15 protein-coding genes and 1 riboswitch are annotated in these 15,976 nt (G+C 45.7%); of the genes, 14 read left to right on the top strand and 1 reads right to left on the bottom strand.

What is annotated here, in order from left to right:
* The first annotated feature begins 112 nt into the window (after positions 1 to 112).
* Both uvrC and AC0TWI_RS20880 read left to right on the top strand, forming a co-directional pair.
* Positions 113 to 1,885: an excinuclease ABC subunit UvrC gene (gene uvrC / locus AC0TWI_RS20885; RefSeq protein WP_488128271.1), complete on the top strand. Its 1,773-nt coding sequence runs from the start codon at positions 113 to 115 to the stop codon at positions 1,883 to 1,885.
* 44 nt (positions 1,886 to 1,929) lie between these two features.
* Positions 1,930 to 2,115, top strand: a riboswitch (Lysine riboswitch).
* 201 nt (positions 2,116 to 2,316) lie between these two features.
* Entirely contained in the window at positions 2,317 to 3,555 is a 1,239-nt protein-coding gene (locus AC0TWI_RS20880; RefSeq protein WP_488128427.1) for an aspartate kinase, read from the top strand.
* Positions 3,556 to 3,617: 62 nt separating this feature from the next.
* On the opposite strand, the gene AC0TWI_RS20875 is transcribed toward AC0TWI_RS20880, so the two are convergent.
* Positions 3,618 to 4,073, bottom strand: a complete 456-nt coding sequence (locus tag AC0TWI_RS20875; RefSeq protein WP_488128270.1) for a YslB family protein — start codon at positions 4,071 to 4,073, stop codon at positions 3,618 to 3,620.
* Positions 4,074 to 4,358: 285 nt separating this feature from the next.
* Between AC0TWI_RS20875 and AC0TWI_RS20870 the strand changes: the two genes are divergently transcribed.
* The 12 genes from AC0TWI_RS20870 (at position 4,359) to AC0TWI_RS20815 (ending at position 15,863) form a co-directional block, all read left to right on the top strand.
* Positions 4,359 to 4,991 (top strand): succinate dehydrogenase cytochrome b558 subunit, encoded by a 633-nt coding sequence (locus AC0TWI_RS20870; protein WP_488128269.1) that lies wholly within the window; start codon positions 4,359 to 4,361, stop codon positions 4,989 to 4,991.
* Between the two features lie 61 nt (positions 4,992 to 5,052).
* Positions 5,053 to 6,810 carry a succinate dehydrogenase flavoprotein subunit gene (gene sdhA / locus AC0TWI_RS20865; RefSeq protein ID WP_488128268.1) on the top strand — a complete coding sequence of 586 codons (1,758 nt, stop codon included), beginning with the start codon at positions 5,053 to 5,055 and terminating at the stop codon, positions 6,808 to 6,810.
* 5 nt (positions 6,811 to 6,815) lie between these two features.
* On the top strand, positions 6,816 to 7,586 hold the full coding sequence (sdhB, locus tag AC0TWI_RS20860; protein ID WP_488128267.1) for a succinate dehydrogenase iron-sulfur subunit: 771 nt from the start codon (positions 6,816 to 6,818) through the stop codon (positions 7,584 to 7,586).
* Between the two features lie 113 nt (positions 7,587 to 7,699).
* Positions 7,700 to 8,194 (top strand): acyl-CoA thioesterase, encoded by a 495-nt coding sequence (locus AC0TWI_RS20855; RefSeq protein WP_488128266.1) that lies wholly within the window; start codon positions 7,700 to 7,702, stop codon positions 8,192 to 8,194.
* A gap of 137 nt (positions 8,195 to 8,331) precedes the next feature.
* A complete protein-coding gene (locus tag AC0TWI_RS20850) occupies positions 8,332 to 8,556 on the top strand; it encodes a helix-turn-helix domain-containing protein (RefSeq protein ID WP_488128265.1) in 225 nt (74 codons plus the stop codon).
* A 141-nt stretch (positions 8,557 to 8,697) separates the two neighbouring features.
* Positions 8,698 to 9,102 (top strand): hypothetical protein, encoded by a 405-nt coding sequence (locus AC0TWI_RS20845; protein WP_488128264.1) that lies wholly within the window; start codon positions 8,698 to 8,700, stop codon positions 9,100 to 9,102.
* Between the two features lie 359 nt (positions 9,103 to 9,461).
* Entirely contained in the window at positions 9,462 to 10,718 is a 1,257-nt protein-coding gene (gene cypC, locus AC0TWI_RS20840) for a CYP152 family fatty-acid peroxygenase CypC (protein WP_488128263.1), read from the top strand.
* A gap of 359 nt (positions 10,719 to 11,077) precedes the next feature.
* Positions 11,078 to 11,254: a hypothetical protein gene (locus AC0TWI_RS20835; RefSeq protein ID WP_488128262.1), complete on the top strand. Its 177-nt coding sequence runs from the start codon at positions 11,078 to 11,080 to the stop codon at positions 11,252 to 11,254.
* A gap of 498 nt (positions 11,255 to 11,752) precedes the next feature.
* A complete protein-coding gene (gene ltaS / locus AC0TWI_RS20830) occupies positions 11,753 to 13,690 on the top strand; it encodes a lipoteichoic acid synthase (protein ID WP_488128261.1) in 1,938 nt (645 codons plus the stop codon).
* A 154-nt stretch (positions 13,691 to 13,844) separates the two neighbouring features.
* On the top strand, positions 13,845 to 14,423 hold the full coding sequence (locus AC0TWI_RS20825) for an RNA polymerase sigma factor (RefSeq protein WP_488128260.1): 579 nt from the start codon (positions 13,845 to 13,847) through the stop codon (positions 14,421 to 14,423).
* Positions 14,413 to 15,204, top strand: a complete 792-nt coding sequence (locus AC0TWI_RS20820; RefSeq protein ID WP_488128259.1) for a DUF4367 domain-containing protein — start codon at positions 14,413 to 14,415, stop codon at positions 15,202 to 15,204. Before AC0TWI_RS20825 ends, AC0TWI_RS20820 begins: the two co-directional genes overlap by 11 nt.
* Positions 15,205 to 15,413: 209 nt before the next feature.
* Positions 15,414 to 15,863, top strand: coding sequence for an NUDIX hydrolase (locus AC0TWI_RS20815; protein WP_488128258.1), 450 nt, complete (start codon positions 15,414 to 15,416; stop codon positions 15,861 to 15,863).
* Positions 15,864 to 15,976: the final 113 nt, after the last annotated feature.

Genomic DNA, 15,976 nt, shown 5'->3' with positions numbered 1-15,976 from the left:
ATCAGCAAAACCATGACATGTAAAACACTTTAGGCGACAGCGCCTAGTTGAATTCCGGGCATTTGCCCGGAATTTTTCAATTTCGCCAAAAGGCAAAACAGGAGGTGAGAACATGAACGACATCATCAAAAACAAATTGGCGATCCTTCCCGATCAGCCGGGCTGCTATTTAATGAAGGACCGGCAGGGGACGATCATTTACGTAGGGAAAGCGAAGGTGCTGAAAAATCGGGTCCGCTCGTATTTCACCGGCTCCCATGACGCGAAAACCCAGAGGCTAGTCGGTGAAATCGAGGACTTTGAATACATTGTCACCCGTTCGGACATCGAAGCGCTGATTCTTGAGATGAATCTGATTAAGAAGCATGACCCGAAATACAACATCATGCTCAAGGACGACAAAAGCTACCCTTATATCAAACTGACAAACGAACGGCATCCGCGCCTGATCACAACCCGCAAAGTGAAGAAGGACAAGGGGAAATATTTTGGGCCATACCCGAATGCGCAAGCAGCGAATGAAACGAAGAAATTGCTGGACCGGCTCTATCCATTGCGGAAGTGCCAGACCCTGCCGGACCGTGTCTGCCTCTATTACCATCTTGGCCAATGCCTCGCACCTTGCGTCAACGAGGTGAAACAGGAGACTTATAAAAAATTGACCGATGAAATCACCCGTTTCTTGAATGGCGGTTTCCAGGACATCAAGAAGGACCTCACCAAAAAGATGGAAGAAGCGGCAGAATCGCTCGAGTTTGAAAGAGCGAAAGAATACCGGGACCAAATCAGCCATATCGAGGCGATCATGGAAAAGCAGACGATGATGTCTTCTGATTTCACGGACCGCGATGTGTTCGGCTATGCGATTGATAAAGGATGGATGTGTGTCCAAGTATTTTTCATTCGCCAAGGCAAATTAATCGAAAGAGATGTTTCGCTCTTTCCGGTCTATGGGGATCAGGATGAGGAATTTTTGACGTATCTCGGGCAATTTTACTCTCAGCCGAATCATTTCAAGCCGAAAGAGATTCTTATTCCGGACAGCGCGGACGCTGAACTTGCCGAACAGCTGCTTGAAGCAAAGGTGCTCGTGCCAAAACGGGGAGAGAAGAAGGAACTTGTCCAGCTGGCTGTGAAAAACGCCACAATCGCACTCGAGGAGAAATTCTCCCTCATTGAAAGAGATGAGGAGCGGACAATCGGTGCGATCGACAAACTGGGCGAAGCGATGAATATTTACACTCCGCACAGGATCGAAGCGTTCGATAACTCCAATATTCAAGGGACCGATCCGGTTTCAGCCATGGTCGTGTTCATCGACGGCAAGCCTGATAAGAAAGAATACCGGAAATACAAAATTAAGACCGTCAAAGGGCCGGATGACTATGAATCCATGCGCGAGGTCGTCAGAAGGCGCTACTCCCGGGCGTTGCGCGACGGACTGCCACTTCCTGATCTGGTCGTCATCGATGGTGGAAAAGGGCAAATTGAAGCAGCGAAGGATATATTGCAGAATGAACTGGGGCTGGAAATTCCTGTAGCCGGTCTGGCAAAGGACGAGAAGCATAAAACGTCCCAGCTCTTATATGGAGACCCGCTGGAGTTCATCCCGCTGGAACGCAATAGCCAGGAGTTCTACTTGCTGCAGCGGATCCAGGACGAGGTGCACCGATTTGCGATCACGTTCCACCGGCAGCTTCGCGGAAAATCGGCTTTTCAATCGGCACTCGACGAGGTGGAAGGAATCGGGCCGGTCCGCAAGAAAAAATTGCTGAAGCACTTTGGCTCCTTAAAAAAGATGAAGGAAGCAACAGTGGAAGAATTGATAGAAGCCGGCCTGCCAAAAAATACAGCTATTACGCTGAAAGAAAATTTGGATAAATAAACTTGTACATTATAGCAAGGCGTGCTATAATAGACAAAATTCAAAAAGCTGATAGAGGTGCAAACCTTCAATAGTAAAAGTCCGGAGAAGTTTAAGGCTTCTGTGAAGGGTTTTGAAAGGGAAGGATTGCCGAAGCGGAAAACTGTCCTTAACGATTTTTCGCTGGTCCTGGGTTTAAGAAATGCAGGATTGTCAAAATGATTGATTCATTTTGGAGAGCTATCTCATGCTGGTATGTTTACGACGCGATATTACGCAGACGACAAGCAATGGGATCAGATTCTCATTGCTTTTTTGTTTGCAAAAAAAGACTTGTTCAACTGAACGGCGCTATTCATCAATGCCGATTTGAAAAAACGGAAAGTTTGGACAGGGATTACCTACGAAGGAAGGCGAGTTCATTGGATTACCTACGAAGGAAGGCGAGTTCATTGGGATTGATTGTCATCAAGTTCGGAGGCTCTTCATTGAGCACAGCAGAGAAAATCAAAAATGCGGCAAGCCGGATTGCCAAAGAAAAAGAACGGGGAAATGATGTCGTTGCAGTCGTGTCAGCAATGGGCAAAACGACTGACCAACTTTTGGGGCTCGCAGGTGAAATCACCGATCACCCAGAAAAGCGGGAAATGGACATGCTTTTGGCAACTGGGGAGCAGGTCTCGATTTCGCTTCTGTCGATGGCATTGGCAGAGAGCGGCTTATCCGCTGTTTCTTTTACCGGCTGGCAAGCGGGTATCAAGACGGAAAAAGTCCATAGCAACGCAAGAATCATTGATGTCGATACAAAGCCTTTGGAAACAAAGCTGGCGGAGGGCCACACGCTCGTCGTTGCCGGGTTCCAAGGAGTGACGGAGGATGGACAGATTACGACGCTTGGGCGCGGGGGATCCGACACGACAGCCGTTGCACTTGCAGCAGCCCTTAAAGCAGAACGCTGCTTAATCTGTACAGATGTACCGGGTGTGTTCACGTCAGATCCTCGCTATGTGCAGGACGCAAGAAAGCTGTCATCGCTGTCTTATGATGAAATGCTGGAACTGGCACATTTGGGCGCAGGTGTCCTGCATCCACGTGCTGTCGAATTCGCTAAAAATCACCAAGTCCGGCTTGAAGTCAGATCAAGCACTGAAGATATAGAGGGAACAGTTATTGAGGAGGAAGTTACAATGGAAAACAATTTGGTCGTCCGCGGGATTGCTTTTGAAAAGGATATGACTAGGCTAACGATTTTCGGTTTGAACAATGAATTGACCGGCCTGTCCGGCATCTTCTCCGTACTCGCTGAAAATCGGATTGATGTAGATATTATCATTCAAAGCAAGACGGATGGAAATAAAACGAACCTGTCTTTCTCCATTAAAAGTGAAGACCGCCAGGATGCGGTAAAGGTGCTGGAAAATCAGAAAGAAGAAATCGGTTTTGAAAGCATTGAATATGAGGCTGGGCTTGCAAAAGTATCAGCAGTCGGTTCAGGAATGGTCTCCAACCCGGGCGTTGCGGCAAATATTTTTGCGGTGCTGGCTGAACAGGGCATACCGGTTAAGATGGTCAGTACCTCTGAAATCAAAGTATCTGCTGTTGTGGATGAGAGCAATATGACAAAGGCGGCAAGGGCGCTGCATGAAGCCTTCAGCCTCGATAAAGTACAAGACAAAGTAGGCCATTCCTAAAAAACGAAAAGCTGCCCTGAGCCATTGGATCAGGGCAGCTTTTAATGGATTGTGGAACGGACTCAGTCTGCTGCGTCTTTTGTGTCCCATTGTACCGTTATAGTAACGATCCGCTGTTTTTTATTTGTTTCCTCAAATGCTTCGGAGATGACTTGTTTCTGGGCCTGTATTTGTTCGGCGAGGAACCCGGCTTCGAGGCGGAAGCAAGGATGCGGAGCCATCTGCATCCTTCTATCTATAATGGGACCGGATAATTCCAGTTTCATGCCTTTTCTAGTCTGTTCAATCAGCTGGAGTGTTCCCCAGTTGGCCTCAAAGAAAAAGGAGCGGATCTCTTCAAAGGAAAGAAGCGGAAACTTTCTCGCCATCTGCTTTCCTGCCCAGTATGTAATATCGGCTGAATCTTTCCCGAGCAGATCGGGGATGAGATGGTCCCGAAGAAGCTCATATCCGAAAATCGGCACCGTGAGCGTCTCAGCCTGGGTTTCTGTCCTCTCTTCCATAACTTTGGTTTTCACATGATTCCCCTCTTTCTGTATAACGCTATTATATACAAAAAGAGGCGTCTTTTGAAAAAAAATATGAGAATAGGAAAAGAAAATCCTCCTCGCTAGAATGATTGCCGAACAATGCCGATTTATCGGGTAATTTGTGTAACCGTTGCCTTGACGCTTTATAAAGTGGGGAGTAGAATGGATATGTCACATAATCAAACAGTTGTCTTGGTATGCGCCTTCATTTGGATGATTGCGTGCATGCCTGATTGCTAGACACATTGTTTCACTATTTAAGGGGGGTAAACTGTGGCGGGAAAAAACGAATTTTATTGGCGCAGGCTGCACTCACTGCTGGGTGTAATTCCGGTGGGCCTTTTTGTAGTGCAGCATTTGGTTATTAACCATTTCGCTACAAAAGGAGAAGAGGCATTTAATAATGCAGCAGGAGTTGTCGAAAGTCTTCCTTTCCTCATTTTCCTGGAATTCGGATTAATCTATATTCCGATCCTTTTTCACGCAATTCTAGGAATTTACATTGCATTCCAGGCAAATAACAATCCTGGAAGACTGAGCTATTTTAGGAACTGGATGTTCACAATCCAACGTGTAACAGGTATTATTCTATTGGCATTCATTGCATGGCACGTTTACGAAACCCGTGTTCAAGCGGCGCTCGGCAACGCGGAAGTCAACTTCCAGATGATGGAGAACATCTTGTCGAATCCGATCATGCTCATTCTTTACATAGTCGGTATTTTGTCAGCTACATTCCATTTATCTAATGGATTGTGGTCGTTCTGCGTAAGATGGGGAATTACGCAATCACCGCGTTCTCAAAGGATTTCTACTTGGGTATTCGGTATTTTCTTCATTGCCATTTCGGTTGTAGGCGTTCGTGCGGCACTTGCGTTTGTATACCCTGACCTTTTCGTCGGATAAACATGGAAATAAACGCAAGTGTGATTGAACAACGGTGAAAAGAAAAGGAGTGAGCAACACGATGAGTAATGGTAAAATCATCGTGGTCGGCGGCGGTTTGGCCGGCTTGATGGCAACAATAAAAATTGCGGAAGAAGGCAAACAAGTTGACCTTTTCTCGCTCGTTCCGGTAAAGCGTTCCCACTCTGTTTGTGCACAGGGCGGAATCAACGGGGCGGTTAATACGAAAGGTGAAGGGGATTCTCCGTTAATCCACTTTGACGATACAGTTTACGGAGGGGACTTCCTAGCGAATCAGCCTCCGGTTAAAGCGATGTGTGAAGCGGCACCAGGCATTATCAATCTACTGGACCGCATGGGTGTTATGTTCAACCGTACACCTGAAGGCTTGCTGGACTTCCGTCGTTTCGGCGGCACGCAGCACCATCGGACAGCTTATGCAGGCGCAACAACTGGCCAGCAATTGTTGTATGCATTGGACGAGCAGGTGCGCAGGCATGAAGTCGCAGGCCTTGTAAACAAATACGAAGGCTGGGATTTCCTCGGTATTATCCAAGATGAAAAAGGTGTCTGCTGGGGAATTGTAGCCCAGAACATGACAACGATGGAAATCAAATCTTTCCCTGCTGATGCAGTTATCCTTGCGACAGGCGGACCTGGAATCATCTTTGGCAAGTCCACGAACTCTGTCATCAATACAGGATCTGCAGCATCAATCGTTTACCAGCAGGGCGCAAAATACGCAAACGGCGAATTCATCCAGATCCATCCAACTGCCATTCCGGGCGATGACAAACTCCGCCTGATGAGTGAATCTGCACGCGGAGAAGGCGGACGGGTATGGACGTATAAAGACGGAAAGCCTTGGTACTTCCTTGAAGAGAAATACCCTGCTTATGGAAATCTCGTGCCGCGTGATATCGCTACACGGGAAATTTTCCACGTCTGCGTTGACCAAAAGCTCGGCATCAACGGCGAGAACATGGTTTACCTCGACCTCTCCCATAAAGATCCGCATGAGCTGGATGTTAAATTGGGCGGTATTATCGAAATCTATGAGAAGTTCACAGGAGAAGATCCGCGCAAAGTGCCGATGAAAATCTTCCCGGCTGTCCACTACTCGATGGGCGGACTTTGGGTCGACTATCAGCAGCATACAAATATCGAAGGTCTGTTTGCCGCAGGTGAGTGCGATTACTCCCAGCACGGAGCAAACCGCCTCGGCGCCAACTCCCTTCTTTCCGCTATTTACGGCGGTATGCTGGCTGGCCCTGAGGCAGTCAAATATATCAATGGACTGGAAAAAGGCTCTGACGGGCTTCCATCCTCTCTATTTGACAGCGCAGCGAAAAAAGAAGAAGAGAAGTGGAACAACATCATGTCGATGGACGGCAATGAAAATGCCTATGTGATCCATAAGGAACTTGGTGAATGGATGACAAACAACGTAACGGTTGTCCGCTTTAACGATAAATTGAAAGATACAGATAATAAAATCGTTGAATTGCTTGAGCGCTGGAAGCACATCAACATCAACGATACGAAAATGTGGAGCAACCAAGGCGCAATGTTTACCCGCCAGCTCTACAATATGCTTCAGCTTGCCCGCGTCATCACAATCGGTGCATTGAACCGGAATGAGAGCCGCGGCGCCCATTACAAGCCGGACTTCCCGGAACGTAATGACGAAGAATGGCTGAAAACGACGATTGCTGAATACAACCCAAGCACAAACAGCCCTGAATTCAGCTACGAAGAAGTCGATGTATCTTTAATCAAGCCTCGTAAACGTGACTACTCCAAGAAGAAAGAGGTGTGATGAAGATGAGTGAAAATAATAAGCAAGTAACTTTTATTATAACTCGTCAAGATAACCCGGAGTCTGCACCATACGAAGAGACATTTATCCTGCCATATCGCCCGAACATGAACGTCATTTCTGCTTTGATGGAGATCCGCCGGAATCCGGTCAATTCCAAGGGCGAAAAGACAACACCAGTTGCCTGGGACATGAACTGCCTTGAGGAAGTTTGCGGCGCTTGTTCTATGAGCATCAACGGAAAACCGCGCCAGTCCTGTACAGCGCTCGTTGATCAGCTGGAGCAGCCGATCCGCCTTGCACCGATGAACACATTCCCTGTTGTCCGTGACCTTGTCATCGACCGCAGCAGAATGTTCGATTCGATGAAACGGATCAAAGCTTGGATTCCGATCGATGGTACGTATGACCTCGGACCAGGACCACGGATGCCTGAAAGACGGCGTCAATGGGCTTATGAATTGTCGAAATGCATGACATGCGGCGTTTGCCTCGAAGCTTGCCCGAATGTAAACAGCAAATCCGACTTCATCGGTCCGGCATTCCTGTCGCTCGTCCGCCTGTTCAACGCCCATCCAACTGGAGCCATGAACAAGGACGAACGTCTGGAAGCTCTAATGGGAGACGGCGGAATTTCCAACTGTGGAAACTCGCAAAACTGCGTGGAAGTTTGTCCAAAAGGAATTCCTTTGACAACATCCATTGCTGCGATGAACCGTGCAACAAACATCCAAATGTTCAAGAACTTCTTCGGAAGCGACCATATGGTAGATTGATTGGAAAAGCCCGCCGCACCCGGCGGGCTTTTTTCGTCTTTTTAATAGGGAAGCAATATGGTATTATAGAGATTAACGAATGAATGTTCATTCACTTTATGGGGGTGTTCGCTTTGAACAGAATTACATACATAGATGATATACAAACTTGGAAAGAAGAATTTACTTTTTCTCATGAGGTGCAGGTCCGTTTTCGTGAGACAGATATGTTTGGCCATATGAACAATACAGTGACATTCGCATATTTTGAACTGGCACGGATTGAGTACTTTAAAGCTATCGGCTTCATGCAGGACTGGGTGGAACCGGGGAATGAAACCATTCCGGTCGTCGCAGACCTCCAGTGCGACTATATCAAACAGGTCTTTTTTGATCAGAAGTTAAACATTCACGTCAAACCGGCGAAGCTGGGCAACAGCTCTGTCGACCTTCACTACATGGCAGTGGACGAAGAAGGGGAAATCTGTTTTACTGGCCGGGGCACAATCGTCCAGTATTCAAAAAGAACCGCAAAAGGAGCTCCATGGTCTTCAGGACAAAAAGACCTCTTTTATAAAGAGCCCGCCCTTTCAAAACGAAGGGACCGGCACGAACATCATGCACGATGACGATTCGGGCCGCCTATTTCTGGAATTCTCCTTCAAATAATGTCACTCTGTATATTTCTGTTACATAAGATAACGTGACAATCAAAATACCCATCCCCACGGTTTAAAGCTGGCGAAGGCAAGGAGGGTTACAATAGTTGAAGGAGAATGAATTTACACATAAACCACTGCTTACAAAGAGAGAAAAAGAAGTATTCGAGCTATTGGTCCAAGATAAGACCACGAAAGACATCGCAAAAGAACTGTTCATCAGCGAAAAAACAGTTCGGAACCATATTTCCAATGCCATGCAAAAGCTTGGAGTCAAGGGGCGTTCTCAAGCTGTCGTTGAACTTTTGCGCATGGGAGAGTTAAAGCTGTAGGGACAAAACCGGCTATCCTAGGAGGCCGGTTTTGCTTTTTAATCGGCGGCTTCTTTGAAACAGGCAATGACAGTGAATGAACACTTTTCGCAAAAATTGTTTCCTGCTATAGTGGATAAGGGACAAAAAGGAGGAGAACCTGTGCAGAAAAAGCTATTGGTGCTATTTGTTTTTATGTCGGCACTTATTCTATTGAGTGGTTGTAAACCTTCGGATACATATGTTGGAGATTGGTATGCGGTATCAAATGATGGCGAGAAAGCCAAAATCGTATTTTCAAAAGAAAAAACATTAACGATCGACGCAGAAAACGGTAAAACGGAAAAATATGATATCAATCAAAATGCGATGGGATTTAAAAATAATGTCGGCTATTATCAAATTGATATCGATCATAAAAGTTATTATATTCTCTTGGAAAATAGAAAAGATAAATCCAACGCCCTTCTCGTAAGGCAGACCAATGTAGCGAGCGACTTTGAAGATATGGTTGGAGAAGTTGTGTATACGATGAACCGCGATGACTACCCGGATAAGCCGAGATGACCGCAAGCCACAGTTACAGAAGTTTGATCAGCGTCACCTTTAAAAGCATTAATTAACGCCAGGCGGGGTTGTGTTGCTGAGGGGTGCAAAATGTGTATTCTTAATTTCTTTTGGTGAGGACTTTAATATGTAGAAACAGCTGTTCAACCGGAAATACAGCCTTTGTAAAAGGATTAGTATTTCCGGTTTTTTAGTTTGCTGAAAAGTAAAACAAGCTATTTTCAGATTGCAAGATAAGAAGAAATATAGTGCTTTATGGGGTCTTCTTTTAACTGGGATACCTTATTAGTTTGTCAGGCGTTTGAATTGCTCCCTGCGGGGAAAAGCTCATTATAGCTGCAAAATAGGAGAGGATACATATGTCAAATGAGCAAATGCCGAAAGAAGAAGGACTTGATCATAGTGTGAGTGTAGCCCGGGAAGGATATTTGTACATTCTCAACCGCAGGAAAAGCTTTCAGGAGGATGTATTTGAAACAAGGGTCCTCGGCCAAAAGGCGGTTTGCATGGGCGGAGAGGAAGCGGCTCGGCTTTTTTATGACGAGGAGAAATTCCTGCGCCATGGTGCCGCTCCAAAACGTGTAATTGAAACGCTGTTCGGGAAAGGCGGAGTCCAGACGCTGGATGATGTGCCTCGCAGGCACCGCAAGGAAGCATTCATGTCGTTGATGACACGGGAGAATATCGCACACCTATCGGAACTGTTTGCAAAGGAATGGGATGAGACGGTGGATCGATGGGTAAAAGAGGATGAAATCGTTTTTTATGAGGAAGCTAAAAAAATGCTCGCACGGACTGCATGTCAATGGGCCGGCGTACCGCTTGAGGAGAAAGATGGCGAAGAGCGGATTGATGACATAGCTTCCATGTTCGAATCTCCGGCAAAGCTTGGGCCAAGCCACTGGAAAGGGAGAAGGGGACGGAACCAGATTGAGAAATGGGTAGAGGGTCTTGTCGAGCAAGTTCGCGACCGGAAGCTTGCGGTCCCGGAAACATCCGCATTGCATGTGTTTTCGTGGCATCAGGATCTGGAGGAGAATCTTTTGGATCCGCAAACGGCCGCTGTTGAAGTCATCAACATCATTAGACCGATTACCGCTGTTGCCATCTATTTGAATTTCACTGTTCTTGCCCTCCATCAGTTCCCGAAGAAGGCAGAGAAGGTGAAAGGCGATGAAAAGTACAAGGAGATGTTTGTCCAGGAAGTCCGCCGGTTTTATCCGTTCTTCCCTTTTGCAGGAGCAAAGGTACGGAAGGATTTTACTTGGAATGGCTATGAATTCAAAGAGGGCATGCTTGCCTTGCTCGACTTGTACGGCACTAATCATGACCCGGAAATTTGGGAAAACCCTGATCGCTTTGAACCGGAACGATTCACTGATTGGAAAGAAAGCCCGTTCAGCTTCATCCCCCAAGGCGGAGGCGAATTTCTGGATGGACACCGCTGTGCAGGGGAGTGGGCAACGATTGCCCTGATGAAAGAGAGCCTTGGCTATTTGACCGAGAAAATAACGTATGACTTCCCCGAGCAGGATGCCAGTTACAGCCTCGTCAGCATGCCGAGTATCCCTCAAAGTGAAATCAATTTAAAGAATATCCACTGGGCGGAAAAGTAAAAAGTGTCCGGAGGCAACAGGCTTTCCCGGGCTTTGTACATTCGGTGGTGGGTAAAAGTACCTAGAAAAACACCAAACGGAAAAATCCAGATTCCCACGCATACCCAAATTGTCATTCGGAAGAAGGGTGTTTAAATGAAGCTGTCATGAAGATTTGTTCGCCATTATCTGGTTTTTCGACTGTTTTTTTTGCACCCAGAAAAATTCATCGTTCTGACATAATTCTTCTATATAAGCTTTCCCGTCCTCCCTTTTCTCATTCCGGGTGTCCGGATGGCAAAACATGCTTGATTCAAATCGCTTGAATTGCAGAAGCTATAGTTGCTCAGGTGAGCAAAAGAATGGAATGGGGGATCACGATGAAAAACAATATCCAAGTCCTGCCTGTAGTTGCGTCGATCGGAATTGGAGCAGCTGCCTACAGTCTGATGACAGGCCGAGGCGGCCAGCTGCAGAAAATGGTTCCACAGCTTGCGAACATGGGGAAACAGCGAAAACAGGATGGCGGAAGCTCATCGGGATCTGATTTATTATAATGGACATGCAGGAGGCCGAAAAAACGGCCTCCTCTTTATATTCGCCGATTGGCGAATAATTCCGACTGTGGTATGCTTATACGTATTTCATCCGGTGCCGGAATGAAGAAGATTGAAAAACAACGGAAATGGACCAACAATGGATGATCATTAAGATGGCTTTTTCGACACTCATCGACATGGTTTGCCCGATTGTCAGGCTGCACTTTTAACATTTTTTATTGCCGGCACAAACAGTCTGTCCAAAACAGTTGCTTTTTCCTTTGTTCGCCACAACACGGCAAATCGGGCTAGAAAGAGTCTCCTTTGGAAGCCGGTAGCAGCAGTACTCGTGCAAAAAAACTAGGAAGGATGTCTAAAAGCCCATAGTAATGGGTATAGTTAACAAGTTAAAGGGCAAGAGGTATGATGCTTTGTGCCTTCTTTACAATTTTGCATAGTGCGAGTATAATACAATCTTGTTAAATAATTTTAACTAGAAACATAGAGGTGAAAGCAATGAAGAAATTTGTATCTGCGAAGATGGGGTTCTTCTTGATCACTGTCATTCTTTTTTGGATAAAAACGTATGCAATTTATAGAACAGAATTCAATTTGGATATCAAAAACGGAATCCAGCAGTTCCTGCTGTTTTTTAATCCGCTAAGTTCAGCGCTCATTTTCTTGGGATTTGCATTGTTTGCGAAGGGCCGCAAAGCAGGAATTTGGATGATTGTGATTGACGCGGTTTTGAGTCTGATCCTTTACGCAAATGTCGTCTACTACCGATTCAACAACGACTTCATCACGCTTCCTACTTTGATGCAAACGAGCAACTTTGGAAGCTTGGGCGGCAGCATTGCCGATCTTGTAAAGGCACATGACTTATTGTATCTATTGGATTTAGTCGTGCTGATTGTTCTGTATGCAAGAACCAAAAAGAATTGGTCATTGGAACGGGTCCCATTCCGCAAAGCGGGTGTTGTCTTGCTGACAGGGGTTGCCGCTTTTGCGCTCAATCTTGGATTGGCAGAAGCTGACCGTCCGCAATTGCTGAAAAGAACATTTGACCGCAACTATATCGTTAAGTATCTTGGTGCTTACAACTATACGATTTACGATGCGATCCAAAGCATGAAAACGTCGACGCAGCGTGTTATGGCCGACAGCAGTGATATCGTAAAAGTGGAAAACTATACGAAGAGCAAATTTGCAAAGCCGGATGAGAAATATTTCGGTGTTGCAAAAGGCAAGAACATTATTAAAATCCATCTGGAGTCTTTCCAGTCATTTTTGATCGATTACCGCTTGAATGGGGAAGAGGTAACACCTTTCCTGAATTCTCTCGTGCATGAGCAGGACCAGAACTTTACCTACTTTGATAACTTCTTCCATCAGACAGAACAAGGGAAGACAGCTGATGCCGAGCTGATCATGGACAATTCGCTTTATGGTCTGCCGCAAGGATCGGCATTCGTGACGAAGGGTAAAAACACGTACCAGTCACTGCCTGCAATCCTTGGGCAGCGGGCAGGTTACGAATCCGCTGTTCTGCATGGAGACTATAAAACATTCTGGAATCGCGATGAAATTTACAAGCAAATGGGCATCGATAAATTCTTTGATGCAACCTACTATGACATGTCCGATGAACAAATCATTAACTACGGATTGAAGGATAAACCGTTCTTTAAAGAGTCGATTCCAATGCTGCAATCAATGAAAAAGCCATTTTATGCGCATTTGATGACGCTGACGAACCACCACCCGTACTTGATGGATCCGGAAGATGCTACGATCGATCCAGCTACGACAGGGGACGGCTCAGTTGACCGCTATTTCCAAACTGCCCGTTATCTTGATGAGTCGCTTGAACAATTTTTCAACGACTTGAAAGAGGCCGGTCTGTATGATGACTCTGTCATTTTGATTTATGGGGATCATTACGGTATCTCCAACAACCACAACGCAGCTATGGAAAAAATCACCGGAGAAAAAATTACACCGCTGAAGAGCGCAAATCTGCAGCGCGTGCCATTGCTCATCCGTGTACCAGGCGTTGAAGGCCAGGGTGTGAACCATGAATACGCAGGTCAGACCGACGTTATGCCGACATTACTCCATCTGGTTGGGGTAAATGCTCAGGATTATATCCAATTCGGTACAGACTTGTTCTCACCGGAGCACAGAAACTTTGTTCCATTCCGGAATGGCAACTTTATGACGGAGAAGTACAGCTATATCAATGGTGTTTACTATGACAATGCCACATCTGAAAAAATTGCTGAGCCGACGGAAGAAATGGAAAACATGAAGGAAACTGTGACAAATGAACTTGAATTGTCCGATGAATTGATGTATGGAGACCTGCTCCGCTTCTATAAGCCAAATGAAGATTGGAAGCCAGTCGATTCGAAACAATATTTCTATGGAAATCCTGAAAAAGAAGGAAAATAAATATTTGCCTTTGGCAGAACAAGCTCCCGGATTGCTGCAGCACGCTGCGTCCGGGAGTTTTTTTGTATCTCCTCTTCTTGGAATCCCAAAAGCCCCTACTTGCCGAACGCGGGATGCGCTATACTGGGAAGAGGGGGGAAGGGAGGGCTTGTGCTTGTTTAAAGGACTATTGCAGAAATTAAAAAAACAGGACCAGGATGCGGAACGTGCCATCTTTGATATGTTCTATCAGCGAGTGTACCAAGCTGCCTATTATATTGTTCAGGACGCTGATTTGGCGCAAGATATCGTCCAGGACACTTTTATCAAGGCGTTTAACAATATAGATACGGTGAAGGACAGCGACAAGATCGGTGCCTGGCTTGCTGCGATTGCTTCAAGAACGGCAATTGATTATATGAGAAAGAAAAATAGGTGGAACAAAATTGTAACTGATGACGTCTTAATAGATGACGGGACATATAAGGATGAAAACGAGCCGCTAATCGAGACGATTGTTGAGGAAAAATTTTTGAAAAAGCTGATCATGCAGGAGTTGGATGAGCTGAAGGTTGAGTACAAGCAAGTGTTGCTGCTTAAATATGTCCATGATCTGTCGTATGAGGAAATTGCCGAGACGCTGGGATTGAATGTTAGCACAGTGAAGTCAAGGACACACCGGGCGAAAGCGAAGCTAAGAGAAGCGATTGAAAGCAAACCTGGCTTGAAGGAGATGATATTCAGTGCCGAATAGCAAAAAAGTCGATATTGACCACCTCATTCAAGAAGCTTTCATACAAAAGACAGAAGAAGAAATGAAAGCTGCGTTGCCGCCGGAGGAAGCATGGGAACGGCTGCAGAGAGAAAGAAGAAAAAAGCAAAAACAGCACCGTCCGCGCCGGTTTATTGGAAGAGCTGCAATCGGCCTTGTGGCAGCTGTCTTACTGCTTCTCCTAGTAAAGCCGACGACAAATGGGATTGCCACTTATCAGTTTACTGACCTTTTTCATAATATCCAAGGATCGGTGACCCAGCTGCTCGGCAAAATTGGCGGGGACGGGACTGAGATGCCTGAAGGGGATCCCCGAAAGAGCCAAGAGTTTGAGGAAGGCGCATATACAGTGATCGAAGGATCAGAAAGCAAATCCGAATTGATGAGTCTAGAAGAAGCAAGAACAGTCGTCACCTTCCCGCTCGGAGTGCCGAGCGAGTTGCCTGAAGAGTTTTCACTTAAACAGGTGACTGTAGTCCGTAAGGTCGGGGAGCAAAGCAATGAAGCGATCCTGAATTATGTCGGCGATGGACGCGGGTTCCTGCTTACGGAAATTGCGGTCGACAATCAGTTCGGGTTCAGTGAAGTGATGGACTCGGACGATGCGGCAGTGACGGATTTTGAAATGAAGGGTCAGAAGGCAAGCTTAATTGAATACAAAAACGGCACCCGCAAGCTTGTCTGGGTAACCCAGGGCCGGTTTTTCTCATTGGAAGGTCAGTTGACAAAAGAGGAAATCATTTCAATCGCCAAGTCGATCTGAAAAAAACTGGCTCTGCTGAGCTCTCTCTGAGTGTAGACAAAAGGATTGGAAATCGGTTTGATTTCCAATCCTTTTGGTCATTTAGAAGCGATTTATTTAAAAATGAATTGGTGACTTTTCCTGTAGTACTCAGCAAACGGACCATTTTGCTCCACTCATTCAAAATATGCTCATGAAGAATGTTATGATTTGGCCAAAAGGAGATCAAGATGAATTACATTCAATCGCTAAGAAGTCATATTGGAACAAGTCCGATTATTGCACCCGGTTCGGCAATAATTGTAATGAATAAAGAACTTGATATATTATTGCAACTGCGTTCAGATACACATGATTGGGGAATTCCTGGTGGAGGTATGGAATTAGGCGATAGCTTTGAAGAGACGGCAAGAAAAGAATTATATGAGGAAACGGGCCTGATTGCTAACCAGTTGGAGGTAATTGGTATAGCCTCTGGTAAGGAGTTCTATTACAAATTCCCGAATGGAGATGAGATTTATAATGCTACCGTTATATTCAAAGCTAAGAATATAACTGGTGAATTAAAAAAGGATGAAGAGAGCCTTGAATTGGCTTATTACTCGTTGGAGTCTTTACCTAAATTGAATGACACGACTCGAAAAATCTTTGAAAAGATTGGGTTCTTAAAGCAAATTTAAGCTTAATTTAATCGACACTAACCGGCCAACATTCTGTTGGTCCAAGCTTCTATAGTGTGCCTGCGGAAAGCATCCATCCCATCCACAGCCGAAATCAACTTTCTATTGTAAAA

This window comes from Lederbergia sp. B243.17, from assembly GCF_057657925.1.
This window is presented reverse-complemented; position numbering and strand designations above follow the sequence as displayed.

Coding starts and splice junctions, on each gene's coding strand:
- uvrC (WP_488128271.1), top strand. CDS start 113: ATGAACGACATCATCAAAAACAAATTGGCGATCCTTCCCGATCAGCCG.
- sdhA (WP_488128268.1), top strand. CDS start 5,053: ATGAGTAATGGTAAAATCATCGTGGTCGGCGGCGGTTTGGCCGGCTTG.
- sdhB (WP_488128267.1), top strand. CDS start 6,816: ATGAGTGAAAATAATAAGCAAGTAACTTTTATTATAACTCGTCAAGAT.
- cypC (WP_488128263.1), top strand. CDS start 9,462: ATGTCAAATGAGCAAATGCCGAAAGAAGAAGGACTTGATCATAGTGTG.
- AC0TWI_RS20835 (WP_488128262.1), top strand. CDS start 11,078: ATGAAAAACAATATCCAAGTCCTGCCTGTAGTTGCGTCGATCGGAATT.
- ltaS (WP_488128261.1), top strand. CDS start 11,753: ATGAAGAAATTTGTATCTGCGAAGATGGGGTTCTTCTTGATCACTGTC.
- AC0TWI_RS20815 (WP_488128258.1), top strand. CDS start 15,414: ATGAATTACATTCAATCGCTAAGAAGTCATATTGGAACAAGTCCGATT.